We start from the raw sequence: 13,968 nt of genomic DNA, 5'->3' as shown, positions 1-13,968 counted from the left end.
CGCGCCTTACGATCGCAAGAATCCTCGCGGTCGCGGGCAAAGCAGATGAATGGAGGGTCCAAACCCGCTTCCGGCCTTTTGCTGATCAGGAACGCGCCGCGCGCATCTTTTGGATCATCGACATGGAGTAGATGGCCAGCGCGCCCCATATCATCGGGAATGCGATCATCCGGGCCTGTCCCAATTCCTCTCCGAACACGAAAACAGCGACCAGGAAAATCATCGTCGGCACGATATACTGCAACACCGCAATGGTCGACAGCAGCAATCCCTTGGCGACGTTTGCGTATAATATCAACGGGACAGCCGTCACGACGCCACAGCCCAACAACAACCAGTTGGTCCGCATGTCACCGATCAGAAATTGGCCCTGCCCGGTGAGCCCCAGATAGGTGACGTAGCACAGCGCGGGGATCAGAAGAATCAGAACCTCCAACATAAACCCCTGATTCGGTCCGATGGGAAGTTGCTTTTTGCAGAGCGCATAAAGCCCCCAACTGACCGTCAGGCCCAACGCGGCCCACGGGACATTACCCGCCGAAACAGTCAGCACCGCGACGGCACCGGCCGCCAGGGCAATTGCCACCAATTGGGCCGCTGTTGGCCGTTCCCGCAGGAAAATCGCACCAAGGGCCACGCTGAAAAGCGGATTGATGTAATATCCAAGGGCCGCATCCAGCGCCCGCCCTGCCGCAATCGACCAGACGTAGATGCCCCAATTGACCGTGATCAAACCCGCAGTCACGCACCCCATCGTCAGCATGCGCGGATTACCGAGCGCTGCGCGCAAGTCCTTGGTCCGACCCAACAGGATCAGCAGCACACCGGCAATCGGGACCGACCAGATGACCCGGTGCGCCACCACCTCAAGGGGGCTGACATGGCTCAGCATTTTCATGTAGAGCGGCAAGAAGCCCCACATGACATAGGCCCCAATCGCAAAGCCGAGGCCCCTAGGCGTATCGCCGGACGTTTGAGTCATGGGGTCGGTCCTCTTGCTCCCTGCTCTAACACCGGCTGGTACATCTGCGAAGTGGTTCAGGCCTTCACGCGTTCGGATTTTGGATCATACATCGGCTTGAGCGATGCTTCGGCCACCACTCGCGTGCCCGCCACATCAATCTCGTAGGTCGAGGCCAGAACATCCGCTGCCGTCTCACCTTGGCACCGCACATAGCCTAGACCGATCGCGGCACCCAGATGATGTCCATACGCGCCCGAACTGAGATATCCCACGATCTCCCCGTCTCGCAAAACAGGCTCGTTATGGTACAACAGCGGTTCGGGGTCCGTTAGCTTGAACTGCAGCAGGCGGCTCGACAGGCCCTCGTCCTTTTTGCGCAGCACCGCGTCGCGCCCGATGAACGACGGCTTGTCGGTCTTGACCGCAAAGCCGAGGCCCGCTTCGAGCACGTGATCTTCGCAGGTAATGTCATGACCAAAGTGGCGGAAGCCTTTTTCGATACGGCACGTGTCCATCATGTGCATCCCGCACAACTTGACGCCCAGTTCCTGACCGGCCGCGTATAGCGTTTCGAACGCGTGGGCCGCCATGTCCGAAGACACATAAACCTCCCACCCCAATTCGCCAACGTAGGTCACACGGTGAACACGCGCGAGGCCCATGCCAAGCTCGATCTCTTGTGCGGTGCCGAAGGGGTTTGTTTCGTTGGAGAAATCCGCAGGCGATACCGCTTGCAGTAATTTGCGCGCATTCGGCCCCATGACAGCCAAGACGCCTTCGCCCGCTGTCACATCGGTAATGACAACGCGCATGTTGCCGATATTGCGACGCATCCATGTCTCATCCGCAAGGCGCGTCGCGGCCGGGGTGACCACCAGATAGGCGACCTCTGACAGGCGCGTCACGGTCACGTCCGCTTCGATCCCGCCGCGATCGTTCAGGAACTGGGTATAGACGATCTTGCCCACCGGCATGTCATATTGTCCGCCGCCCACATGGTTCAAAAAGGCGCAGGCGTCCGGCCCTTCGACCCGCAATTTGCCGAAAGACGACATGTCATACATGCCGACATTTTCGCGAACCGCGCGGTGTTCGTCTGCAACGTTGTCAAAGAAGTTTTGACGCTTCCACGAGTATTCATACGCTGCCGTCTGGCCGTCACGGGCAAACCAATTGGCGCGCTCCCAACCTGCCAGCTCGCCCATCACAGCGCCCCGGTCCAGCAGGTGTTGGTGAAACGGTGTGCGCCGCACACCCCGCGCCGTTGCCTTTTGGCGAAACGGGAAGTGGTCCGCATAGAGCAAGCCCAGCGTCTCGGTCGAACGTTCGGCCAGATAGCACTTGTTGCCCTGAAACGGCTGCATCCGTGTGATATCCACATCGCCCAGATCGAACGGCTTGGCGTTGTCCTCCATCCATTGCGCCAGCGCCATCCCGGCGCCGCCCGCAGATTGAATACCGATGGAATTGAAGCCCGCAGCGACCCAGACATTGTCCATCTCGGGTGCGAGCCCAAGGTGATAGGCGTCGTCGGGCGTAAAGCTTTCGGGGCCGTTGAAGAACGTGTGAATACCGGCTTCTGCCAGCATCGGCATCCGGTTGACCGCGGCCTCAAGGATCGGCTCAAAGTGGTCGAAATCCTCTGGCAACTGATCAAATTCAAAGTCGCTTGGAATGCCCTTCAATGCCCATGGTTTGGCGTTGGGCTCAAACGCGCCCAGCAGGATCTTTCCGGCGTCTTCCTTGTAATATGCGCATTCGTCCGGCACCCGCAGCACGGGCAGCTGGGTCAGGCCGGGAATGGCTTCGGTCACGATATAGAAGTGTTCGCAGGCTTGGAGCGGCACGTTGGTTCCCGCCATGCGACCAACCTCATGACCCCACATCCCGGCACAGTTCACGATCATATCGCAGGCGATGTGACCCGATGTGCCATCTGCGCCCTGCCAATTCACACCCGTGACACGGCGCCCTTCGCGCCGCACATCTGTTACCGCAACGCGTTCCTGCACCTGCGCGCCGCGTTGGCGCGCGCCCTTGGCCAGCGCCAGGGCAATGTTGGCAGGATCGCCCTGACCGTCCAGCGGCAGATAGACGCCGCCGGTCACATCATCAATGTTCAGGTGTTCGTATCTCGCTTTGACGTCCGTTGGAGAGATTTCCTCGACCTCAACACCAAAAGCACGGGCCATTCCGGCCTGCCGCCGCAGTTCTTCCAACCGCTCATCCGTCAGCGCAGCCGTGATGGAGCCAACCCGCTTGAAGCCCGTGGCCACGCCTGTTTCAGCCTCGAGATTACCGTAGAGCTCTTGGCTGTACTTCGCCAGTTTGGTCATGTTGGCCGTCGCACGCAGCTGTGCAATCAGGCCCGCCGCATGCCACGTGGTCCCGGATGTCAACTGCTTGCGTTCGAGCAGAACGACATCCGTCCACCCGAGTTTCGTCAGGTGATAGGCGACGGAACAGCCAATGACACCGCCACCAATAATGACGACGCGGGCGGAGGAGGGAAGATCAGGCATTTTCAGTCCTTAAACAATCTGGTGTCCGGCTGACCGCAGCCGTTTGGCAATTTCCGCAATATGGGTTGGGCTGACTTCGCAGCAGCCCCCGACGATGGTCGCACCCTGATCAATCCAGCCCATGACCTGGTCGGCATAAAGCTCCGGCGTGAAATCACGGCGCAAGCTCAGCGCATTAACCGTCGGAGCTTCTTCCAGAAATCCTTCGCTGATGTGTTCAAACCCGTTGGCATAGGCCCCATAGGGCAAACCGGCCTCGCGAATGATGTTGAGTGCAGCCGGGATCGCCTCAGGAGTGCAGCAATTGATCAGCACTGCATCCGCGCCTTGACGCACGACGGGCAGCACATCGGTCAATGGCTCGCCCGACCTCAGGCGGGTTCCGTCGCTGTCATTCACGCTCAGGGCCAGCCATATCGGTTTGCCGAAGGGCAACAAAGCCGCCAACAAGTCACGCGCATGCGCCACCGACGAAATCGTCTCTCCGATAAACAGATCGCTCCCTTCCGCCATTTGTTCAGCGACCTGCGTGAACAACGGAATGGCGATCTCTGCGTCGGGATGCAGATCCGGTCGATAACTCGCCCCAAGCGGACCGATGGCCCCGGCAATCCGTCCTGACCCATGTGCTGCGGTCGCGGCCTTCGCCTCGGCCATCGCCATCGCATGAAGATCGCCAAAGCGGCCTTCCATAGCCGTGCGCGCCAATCGATCCAGGTGGATTGCATAGCTGTTCGTCGTCGCAATGGTCGCACTTGCCGCATAGAAATCCGCATGCACGCCCGTCACCATACCCGGATGATCAATCATGATCTGCGTCGACCAGAGCGGCGTGGGTTGGTCTCCGGCGCGGTGCACCAGTTCCTGCCCCATACCACCGTCCAGCAATGTGATGGATGTCATGCGCGCAGTCTTTCATTCGCCGGATCCCACAGCGGCTGATCTGGCTGCACCAGCGCCTTGTAACGCTGGCCGTACATTTCGACCTCCAGCGCGGTGCCTGGTTCGGACACGTCCGTGCGCACGACACCCAGCGCGACAGAGGCGTTGATCCGGTAGCCCCAGTCGCCCGAAGTCGTTTCGCCGACAACATCGTCGCCATGCCAGATCGTCGACATATAGGGTGCGTCAAACTCACCTGCCTCAACGAGCATGGTGACAAAGCGTTTCTTTGATCCTTGTTGCTTTTCATTCTGCAATGCGGCTTTGCCAGGAAAGTCCTGCGGTTTGTCCAGTTTGACAAACCGGCCCAACCCGCCTTCGAACAGTGTGTAATCCGTCGACAGGTCACCTTTCCAGGCGCGATACCCTTTTTCCACCCGCATGGAATTCAACGCATACATGCCAAATGGCTGTGCCCCTGCACCGGTGATCGCATCGTAGAGTGCCGGGATATCCGCGTTGGGGGCATGGACTTCCCAGCCCAATTCACCAGCGAAAGACACGCGGATCAATCGGCAGGCGATGCCTGCGACAACCGCATTTTGATGGGTTAACCACCCCAAGGACAGGTCCGCTTGCGTCTCAAGGCCTTGGAACAGGTCACGCGATTTCGGCCCACTGACGATCAGGGTCGAGAACTCTTCGGTGTGATCTGACAGGCTCAGCCCTGCAGGCAGCGCGTTCTGGAGCAGTTCAAAATCGTGCCACTGCGCCAGTGCGGCCGTGATCAGCGTAAAGTCATCTTCGCCGTGCCGAATGATCGACATTTCGGTCAGGATCCGGCCACGGGTGTCCGGGAAGTATCCCAGTGTCATCCGGCCCGCCTTGGGCAGGGCGCCCGCAATACGACCGCGCAGCCATTCGGCTGCACCCTCCCCACTCAAGTTGAACCGCGAGAATCCGGGGAGATCAAGAACTCCGACACCATCGCGCACAGCTTCGACTTCTTCCTTTACGCGCGCAGCCCACGGACCGGACCGGTCCCATGTGTGGGTCGCTTCCTGGGAGGTGTCGTCGCCCTCCTTGGCAAACCAGTTTGCACGCTCCCAACCATTGTAAGCGCCCATTTGGCCCCCAGCGGCACGGATTGCGCTATCAACCGGTGACAGTTTTTTGTCTCGACCTGCGGGCCATTCGTGATGCGGGAAATGCATCGCATACTCGTGCCCGTATGTTTCGAGTGCCTTAGCTAGAGAATAGTCGTGATCGGCAAAGGCCGTGTAACGCCGTGGGTCGGTGGCCCACATGTCCCACTCGGTCTCGCCATGCATGATCCATTCGGACAACACCTTGCCCGCACCACCGCCCTGCGCGATCCCGAACGTGAAACAATGACCCTCAAACGCATTCCTGACCCCGGGCATCGGGCCAAGCAGCGGCAACCCATCGGGCGCGTATGGGATAGGGCCGTTGATGTTACGGCCGACCCCCGCCGTGCCAAGGGCGGGCACACGCTCCATGGCGTCTTCGATATAGAATTCCAGCCGCTCAAGATCATCAGGATAAAGCTGGAAGGAGAAATCTTCGGGCATCGGGTCTTGGGGTGTGATCCAATGCGCCTTGCAATTCCGCTCATAGGGTCCAAGGTTCAGACCGTTCTTGTCCTGACGCAGGTAATAGCTGATATCCACATCGCGGATGATCGGCAGTTTGTGACCCTTTTCCTTGGTCCACGCGGCAACTTCGGCGATCTCATCGGTCAGGAAGTACTGGTGAGACATGACGACCATGGGCACAGTCCGGCCGCCAAAAGGCTTGAACATCTCGCCCACGCGTTGCGCGTAATAGCCCGCGCAGTTGGCGACATAATCGCAGCGGATATCGCCTTTTTCCGTTTTCACGATCCATTCGTCGCCATCACGGTCAATCCCGATCGCCGGACAGAACCGTTCGATCCGCGCCCCTGCGTCACGGGCGCCCTTTGCCATGGCCTGAGTCAGCTGCGCGGGGTCGATGTCACCGTCCAGTGGATCCCACATGCCGCCCGCCAGATCATGCGTTTGCATGAAGGGGTGGTGTGCCTGCATCTCTTGCGGGGTCATGATGGGCATCTCAAGCCCCTGATAGCGGCCCATGCCAGACACACGCTCAAACTCCTGCATCCGCTCTTTGGAATGGGCGAGACGCAGCGAGCCCGTGACGTGATAATTCATTGGGTAGCCGACATCATCCGCCAGCGTCCTATACATCTCGAGACCATAGCGCTGCATGTTCATCACGGCCCAGGATCCGGAAAAGTTGGGACAGTTGCCCGCCGCGTGCCACGTCGATCCGGCCGTCAACTCGTTCTTTTCCAGCAAGACGCAATCGGTCCAGCCCGCTTTGGCCAGATGATACAATGTAGACGTCCCCACGACGCCGCCACCAATGATGACCACGCGGGCCGTTGTCGGAAAGGTGCTCATTTCAATTCTCCCGTTGCGGAACGCCGTCCGCGATATCGTAGTAGTCGCCTTTGTCGGCGGTGAATATGTGCTCGCGCAGTTTCAGCCCGGAGGGGCCGTCGATGGACCCCATCGAAAAACTGATCCAGTTTTCCGAATGGTCTTTCCAAAACAGAAATGATCCGCATGTTGGGCAAAACCCGCGTTTGGCCGTTTCAGTCAGGCTGTACCATCGGACATCGCCCCGGATTGTCAGATCGGCTTCGTCACAATATCCGGACGCCCAGGTATGACCCGACTGCTTGCGGCATTGTCGGCAGTGGCACATGGCAGGTTGGCCGATCTCGCCGGTTGCCTGCCACGTCACTCCGTTGCAATTGCAGCTTCCTTTCAACATCATGCTCTCCCCGGCGTGGCGGCAGCGCCAAGGAGCACGCCGTAGGTAATGAAACAGACCGCCATGACGCGGCGGACCCAGATGTTGAACACCGCCCCCAAGGCCGCCCGTCCGATGCCTGCGCCGAGCGCGGTGAAACCCGTGTAGCTGAGAGCCGTAATGCTGAGCGCGGTTGGCACGATCAGCCACATCTGGTCCCAGACGGGCACATCAGGCTGCACAAATTGCGAGAAGGCCGCGAGGTAGCCCGCGACACTTTTAGGATTGATCGTGGCGATGGCAAATGCGCGCAGATACACGGATTTTCCCGTTTGCTCGATCGGCTTTGGCATCTGTCCCGCCCGCATCCAGCCCCGCACGCCCAGATAGATTAAAAAGCCTGCGCCGATCAGCTTGGCCACCCAAAATGCAGTAGGCGAGGCGGCGATCAAGGCCGTGATCCCCAGCGCCGAGAGGAACAGGAACAGCGACGCCTGCGTCAGAATCGCCAGCACACCCACCATCGAGCGGCGAAACCCAATGGTCATTCCGTTGCTGATACAATTGACGGCGTTCGGGCCCGGCGTCGTCACAAACACCACCCAGAACAGCGCGAATATGATCCACCCTTCGAACGACATCAGTACACAGGCGGCGCAATGACCCAGATCGCCGCGGCGGGCGCGTCGTAAGGGTTCATCCAAAGAAATGGCTCACCGCGAATGCGGAAACTGTCGCCGGGGTGAATCGTAAACCGGCGACTGTCAATTTCGAGATCGAGGCGGCCTGACAGAAGATATCCGACTTCTTGCGTCGGGCGCGTCACCGGATCAACGATCCGGCTGTTGGGCTCGAAGGTGGAATGCACCATCTCAAAGTCATCTGTCAGGTCCGGCGACAACAACTCTTCGATCAGGCCCGCCGCGCGTGATCCAATCGGTCGGCGAGCGTTGCTACGCACGACATAGCCGTCTTCCTCGGCAGGTGATGCCCCCCGTTGAAACAGCGTTGAGACAGCGACATCCAACGTCGCCGCGATGTGTCGCAAGTCTGTGATCGATGGCGCACTCAGGTCCCGCTCCACCTGGCTGACCCATCCCACGGAGCGCCCGACCGCATCCGCCATGGCCTGCAATGTGAGGCCCCGCGCTTTGCGCAATGCCCGCAGATCTGCCCCAAGGCTCTCAACGGTTGTAAGATCGGATTGCAGGGTCACGGCGTGAAAAACTCCTATGATTTTTTCACGTAATGCCACATCTCGTGAAAAATCAAGCCGTTTTTTCAGAATCCGCATCGTGCCACTCACGTCTTGCTGCCTGAAGGCATGCAGGTGGTCATGCTTGGGAAGTAATTCGGCATATGGCTCTTGCCACAACCACAAAGGGGGCTGTCTGCCCCCGTCGCTTCGCGACTCCCCCGAGGATTTTTTGGAACAGAGAAGATCAGACCCGTTCGATCGCGATGGCTGTTCCTTCGCCACCACCGATGCAAATGGCCGCGACCCCGCGTTTCAGATTTCGCTTTTCCAGAGCGTTCAGCAAGGTGACCATGATCCGAGCGCCCGACGCGCCAATGGGATGGCCCAGCGCGCAGGCACCTCCGTTGACGTTGACGATGTCATGGCTCAACCCCATCTCACGCATGAACGCCAGCGGGACAACGGCAAAGGCCTCGTTCACTTCCCACAAATCGACATCGTCTTTGGACCAGCCGATCTGTTCCAACAGCTTTTGTGCGGCTGGCACCGGCGCTGTCGTGAAAAGGCCCGGCGCCTGCGCGTGGCTTGCGTGGCCCAGGATACGGCCCCGAACCGTCAGGTTTTTTGCCACGGCAGCCTCTTCAGAGGCAAGGACAAGCGCGGCTGCTCCGTCAGAGATGGAAGACGCATTGGCTGCTGTAACTGTCCCGCCGTCGCGAAAGGCGGGTTTCAGATGTGGGATTTTGTCGGGGCGTGCTGTGCCCGGTTGTTCATCGACACTGACCTCAACCACACCCTTGCGCGAGTTGACCGCGACCATTGCAATCTCGCCCTCAAATGCGTTCGTCTGCTGCGCCGTCTGCGCACGCGACAACGAGGCCAGCGCGTAAGCGTCCTGCGTCTCACGGGTGAACTGATAGGTCTCGGCGCAGTCTTCGGCAAAGGTGCCCATCAGGCGACCCTTGTCATAGGCGTCCTCCAGCCCGTCAAGAAACATGTGATCAATGACCTGGCCGTGACCCAGACGCGCGCCCCCGCGCATTTTGGGCAGCAAATACGGGGCATTTGTCATGCTCTCCATTCCGCCGGCCACCATCGTTTCTGTGTGGCCAAGCGCGATCTGATCATATGCAATCATGGCTGCCTTCATACCTGAGCCGCACATCTTGTTGAGGGTTGTGGCAGGCACGTCCTCGCTCAAACCAGCGGCAAAGCCAGCCTGTCGGGCGGGCGCTTGTCCTTGGCCGGCTGGCAATACACAGCCCATCAGGACCTCATCCACCGTGGTCAGTCCTGCAGCTTCGAGCGCTGCTTTGATCGCGACACCGCCGAGCTCCGCCGCTGTCATATCTGACAACGCCCCTTGAAAGCCCCCCATCGGAGTGCGCGCCGCGGCGCATATCACAACAGATTTCATTTCTGATCCTCTCACCCGCAAAGGGGCAACTGATTGGTAACAATTGCCCTCTAAACACGAAATTGAAGCTCAAAATGCAAGAGGCACTCTTATGGAACTAAGCAGTCGATCCGAAGAAAACCTGCAAGTGGTATGCGTACATGATACACGCATCGACGCAACGGTTGCCATTGAATTCAAGGACCAGATGCGCGCCAAGACCGATGGCGGCAGCGACATTGTCGTTCTTGACCTCACCGCTGTCGAATTCATCGATTCCAGCGGGTTGGGGGCCATCGTCGCCGCGATGAAGCACATGGGCCAAGCCCGCAAGCTTGCCCTTGCCGGACTGACACCGACCGTCGACAAAGTCTTTCGCCTGACGCGAATGGACAGTGTTTTCAGCGTCTTTCCCACGCTGGACGGCGCGCTGGCCGATCTCAAGTCCTGAACCCGAATTGATAATGAAAGCCTCTGCGATGGGCACTGCTGCCGCCTTACCACCGGTCAACATTTGCGTCGAAAGCAGCGACACCGCCGTACGCACCGCGCTTACGGAGCTGCTCCGGGGACTGGCACCTCTCAAGCTGGATGTTGACGACGCCGGGACGGTCGAACTGGTGATGGCCGAGGCACTCAACAACATTGTGGAACATGCCTATCCCGAAGGGGATCCGCCCGGACCAATCAAGGTCTCGTGCAAACATGCCGCCGATGGCCTGCACCTTGTGGTCGTGGATCGCGGTCGCACGATGCCAGATGGTCAAGTACCAGACGGCGCGGAAGTTGATCTGAGTGTCAATTTTCTGGATATGCCCGAAGGCGGTTTTGGCTGGTTTCTGATTAAGGATCTGGCCAGCGATATTCGGTATGAGCGCGTCAACTGGGAGAACCGTTTGATGTTTCGGCTGGCGGTTGCCACATAGCGCAGTGCGAACCGTAAAGGCTCTGCATAGCGATCCACAAAAAAGGTGATTTGGGCTGCTGCTGCCATAGTTCCGGGACATTACAGTACTCTAAGAAACGCCTCCCGGAAAACACATTATGGCCCTCTTTTGGCTCTACCCTTTCAATGTAGCTGCCTATAGCTTCCCTCGGTGCCGCGTGTAATTGCCCCCACCCAGTGCGCGGCGCCGAGGACCTCATTTCCCGACAATCAAGTGGACATCCCGTGCACCATGGTTAGGTTGCGCCGCATTACAAAGACAACGCGACCAAGCAAGGGATATGATTATGCGAGACTTCCACCTGCCGGGGCGTTCGCCCGTGCTTGCCACATCGGGCATGTGCGCAACCTCGCATCCGCTCGCAACCCAGACGGCAATTGAAACCTTGAAAGCGGGTGGCAATGCCATGGATGCGGCCATCGCGGGCGCGGTGTTACTGGGCATTTGCGAGCCCCAAATGACCGGAATTGGTGGCGATTGCTTTGTGCTTTGGTCCGACGCAAGCGGGAAGATCAAGGCGCTGAACGGATCAGGTCGCGCACCGACCGCGCTTGATGCCTCCGACTTGCGCGCTGAAGGACAAACGGTCGTCGACATACAGAGCCCGCATTCCGTTACCATACCCGGCGCGATCGATGCCTTTTGCACGCTGTCCGACAAGGTGGGAAAGCTTGGGCTGGACAGGTTGCTGGCACCAGCGATCCATTATGCCGAGGTTGGCGTGCCCGTGGCACCGCGCGTTGCATCCGATTGGGCGCAGGATGCGCCGATATTGCAAGGCAAGGCGCGTGATGTCTATCTGGGCGGAGACAAGGTGCCCACGGTCGGGCAGGTCTTTGCCGTCCCCGGTCAGGCGGAAGTCCTGCGCCGAATCGCCAAACATGGACGAGATGCTTATTATTCCGGTGAAGTGGCCGAAGACATGCTGGCCGTGCTCAATCGCATGGGGTGCAAGCACACGATCGCGGATTTCGCCAACACCGCCTGCACCGAAACGACCCCGATAAGCGGCTCTTACAAAGGGATCGATCTGGTGGAACATCCGCCGAACGGTCACGGGGCGACAGCCAATCTGATGCTGAACATTCTGGATCATTTCGACATCGCCGACATGGACCCATGGGGCAGCCAGCGCGCGCATATCGAGGCTGAAGCAGCAAAACTTGCCTATGACGCGCGCAATCGGTTTCTGGCCGATTTCGACTATACCACACGGCTTGCTCATATGCTCTCGCGCGAAACGGCGGCACAGCTTGCAGCTCTGATTGACCCCAAAAGGGCAATGGCCTCGCCCGCGAAACTCAGCGAACAGATCCACAAGGACACGATTTACATCACCGTGGTGGATCGCGACGGTATGGCCGTGTCGCTGATCTACTCGATCTTCAATGGCTTTGGGTCCGGCATTGCGTCTGACAAGTTCGGGATCCTGCTGCAAAACCGAGGCTCTGGTTTCACGCTCGAAGAAGGGCACCCGAACGAATTGAAGGGCGGAAAACGACCCATGCACACGATCATCCCCGGGATGCTCGCAAAGGATGGAAAAGTCGTCATGCCCTTCGGTGTGATGGGCGGCGCGTATCAGCCCAATGGCCATGCGCGTCTGGTCACGAACATGACCGATTTCGGATTGGACCCGCAAAGCGCGATTGACGCGCCCAGATCATTCTCCGACGCTGGCGACATGAAGGTCGAACGCGGCTACTCCGATGCCGTGCGTTCCGAACTGAGCGATATGGGCCATGCGGTCAGCTTTCCCGATACCGCGATCGGAGGGGCGCAGGCGATCCTGATCCGGGACGATGGCGTTCTCGAAGGGGCGAGTGATCCGCGCAAGGATGGGTGCGCACTGGGTTACTGAGCCCGTAAGGCGGAGGCATCCTCCGCCTTCTCAGTTCAGTTGGAAATGCAACGGATAAGATCCGTCCTCGAATGGGCCAAACAAGTCCGGAATATCGGGGTGATCCACGGGCTCACCGGAATAATCCGCGACCAGGTTCTGCTCGGACACATATGCCACGTAGTAGCTTTGATCGTTTTCGGCCAGCAGATGATAATATGGTTGCGCCTTTTTCGGGCGGCTGTCTTCGGGTATTGCCTCATACCATTCTTCGGTGTTGGCAAATTCCGGATCGACGTCAAAGATCACACCCCGGAAGGGATGCTTCTTGTGACGGACAACCTGGCCCAAATGATATTTTGCGCGTGTTCTTAGCATGACGTTGCGCCCCCTACCGTCCGTGACTACACGGTGCAAGGGACAGTTGTCCAATAATTGAGCGTAATTTTTCTGGAAACAGTCTGTGAACCTTACCCTAACAGTGCTTGAAATCGTTGCGCCGGTCTTTCTTTTGGCTGGAATTGGCTTTGCGTGGGTCAAAGTCGGGCTGGAATACCGAATCCAGTTTGTCACGCAACTGGCCATGACGCTGTCATTGCCCTGCCTGATCTTTGTGTCGCTGATGCAAACCCAGATCGATCCGGCGGCGCTGAAATCGCTCTCGATGGCGGCGATCGTGTCTTATGCCATCGTCACGGTTGTGTTTCTGATTCTCGTTCGGATGCTCAAACTCGAAACACGCACCTACAGCGCGCCGCTCATTTTTGGAAACACAGGTAATCTGGGCCTGCCACTGGCCCTGTTCGCATTCGGTCAGGCCGGGCTGAGCTACGCGGTCATCGTCTTCGCAATTATGGCACTTTGGTCTTACACGTTCGGGATTTGGTTGGTGGCCGGGGCCGGTTCCCCGGGGAAAGTCCTGCGCGAGCCGTTGGTCTGGGGCACCGTTCTGGGCATCGTATTCCTGTGGCAAGACTGGGAAACGCCGATGTTTCTGACCAACACGTTGGAATTGGTCGGGCAAATGGCAATTCCCATGATGCTGATCACGCTTGGTGTCGCGGTGGCGCGCCTGTCGGGCCGCGGCTTTGTTCAGGCGGCGTTTCTGTCATTGGTCAAGCTTGTGCTTTGCGTCGGCATTGCCTGGGTCGCCGGGCGCTACTTTGAGCTTGATCAGACCGCATTCGGCGTACTCGTTCTGCAAGTTGCGACACCGGTGGCAGTGACCTCCTACTTGCTCGCTGAAAAATATGGAGCGGACGCCCAGGCCGTTGCTGGGCTTGTGGTCGCCTCGACCCTCATATCAATCGGCGCACTGCCGCTAGGCAGCACACCCATTAATTCTTGTTTGATTGCATAGTTTTGTGATTCAGTTTCGTTCAAACAACGGGCGGGAGGA

Annotated in this window: 13 protein-coding genes; 4 read left to right on the top strand and 9 right to left on the bottom strand. The window is 58.8% G+C overall.

The window, feature by feature from the left end; genetic code table 11:
* Window positions 1-85: 85 nt before the first annotated feature.
* The 8 genes from rarD to LC354_RS17640 form a co-directional block, all read right to left on the bottom strand.
* Window positions 86-982, bottom strand: coding sequence for an EamA family transporter RarD (gene rarD, locus LC354_RS17675; protein WP_223426320.1), 897 nt, complete (start codon window positions 980-982; stop codon window positions 86-88).
* A gap of 56 nt (window positions 983-1,038) precedes the next feature.
* A complete protein-coding gene (locus LC354_RS17670) occupies window positions 1,039-3,486 on the bottom strand; it encodes a GcvT family protein (RefSeq protein ID WP_223426318.1) in 2,448 nt (815 codons plus the stop codon).
* A 9-nt stretch (window positions 3,487-3,495) separates the two neighbouring features.
* Window positions 3,496-4,389: a homocysteine S-methyltransferase family protein gene (locus LC354_RS17665; RefSeq protein ID WP_223426317.1), complete on the bottom strand. Its 894-nt coding sequence runs from the start codon at window positions 4,387-4,389 to the stop codon at window positions 3,496-3,498.
* Window positions 4,386-6,833, bottom strand: a complete 2,448-nt coding sequence (locus LC354_RS17660; RefSeq protein WP_223426311.1) for a GcvT family protein — start codon at window positions 6,831-6,833, stop codon at window positions 4,386-4,388. The genes LC354_RS17665 and LC354_RS17660 overlap by 4 nt, the downstream gene beginning before the upstream one ends.
* A gap of 1 nt (window position 6,834) precedes the next feature.
* Window positions 6,835-7,209: a GFA family protein gene (locus tag LC354_RS17655; RefSeq protein ID WP_223426363.1), complete on the bottom strand. Its 375-nt coding sequence runs from the start codon at window positions 7,207-7,209 to the stop codon at window positions 6,835-6,837.
* Window positions 7,209-7,829 carry a LysE family translocator gene (locus LC354_RS17650; protein ID WP_223426361.1) on the bottom strand — a complete coding sequence of 207 codons (621 nt, stop codon included), beginning with the start codon at window positions 7,827-7,829 and terminating at the stop codon, window positions 7,209-7,211. The genes LC354_RS17655 and LC354_RS17650 overlap by 1 nt, the downstream gene beginning before the upstream one ends.
* Window positions 7,829-8,482 carry a helix-turn-helix domain-containing protein gene (locus LC354_RS17645; protein ID WP_223426309.1) on the bottom strand — a complete coding sequence of 218 codons (654 nt, stop codon included), beginning with the start codon at window positions 8,480-8,482 and terminating at the stop codon, window positions 7,829-7,831. Before LC354_RS17645 ends, LC354_RS17650 begins: the two co-directional genes overlap by 1 nt.
* Window positions 8,483-8,630: 148 nt before the next feature.
* The gene (locus tag LC354_RS17640; protein WP_223426307.1) at window positions 8,631-9,803 is read right to left on the bottom strand and encodes a thiolase family protein; all 1,173 of its coding nucleotides are present in this window, start codon (window positions 9,801-9,803) and stop codon (window positions 8,631-8,633) included.
* 91 nt (window positions 9,804-9,894) lie between these two features.
* Between LC354_RS17640 and LC354_RS17635 the strand changes: the two genes are divergently transcribed.
* The 3 genes from LC354_RS17635 (at window position 9,895) to LC354_RS17625 (ending at window position 12,590) form a co-directional block, all read left to right on the top strand.
* Window positions 9,895-10,233, top strand: coding sequence for an STAS domain-containing protein (locus LC354_RS17635; RefSeq protein ID WP_223426306.1), 339 nt, complete (start codon window positions 9,895-9,897; stop codon window positions 10,231-10,233).
* A 13-nt stretch (window positions 10,234-10,246) separates the two neighbouring features.
* A complete protein-coding gene (locus tag LC354_RS17630; RefSeq protein WP_223426304.1) occupies window positions 10,247-10,708 on the top strand; it encodes an ATP-binding protein in 462 nt (153 codons plus the stop codon).
* Between the two features lie 307 nt (window positions 10,709-11,015).
* Window positions 11,016-12,590 (top strand): gamma-glutamyltransferase family protein, encoded by a 1,575-nt coding sequence (locus tag LC354_RS17625; RefSeq protein ID WP_223426302.1) that lies wholly within the window; start codon window positions 11,016-11,018, stop codon window positions 12,588-12,590.
* Between the two features lie 30 nt (window positions 12,591-12,620).
* Here the strand turns inward: LC354_RS17625 and hspQ are convergent, their stop codons facing one another.
* Window positions 12,621-12,947, bottom strand: coding sequence for a heat shock protein HspQ (hspQ, locus tag LC354_RS17620; protein WP_223426301.1), 327 nt, complete (start codon window positions 12,945-12,947; stop codon window positions 12,621-12,623).
* Between the two features lie 85 nt (window positions 12,948-13,032).
* Between hspQ and LC354_RS17615 the strand changes: the two genes are divergently transcribed.
* Entirely contained in the window at window positions 13,033-13,929 is an 897-nt protein-coding gene (locus LC354_RS17615; protein ID WP_223426294.1) for an AEC family transporter, read from the top strand.
* Window positions 13,930-13,968 lie beyond the last annotated feature (39 nt).

Source organism: Tateyamaria pelophila (assembly GCF_019966495.1).
Classification (GTDB): domain Bacteria; phylum Pseudomonadota; class Alphaproteobacteria; order Rhodobacterales; family Rhodobacteraceae; genus Tateyamaria; species Tateyamaria pelophila.
The sequence above is the reverse complement of the archived record's forward strand: the minus strand, read 5'-3'. Positions and strand labels throughout refer to the sequence as shown.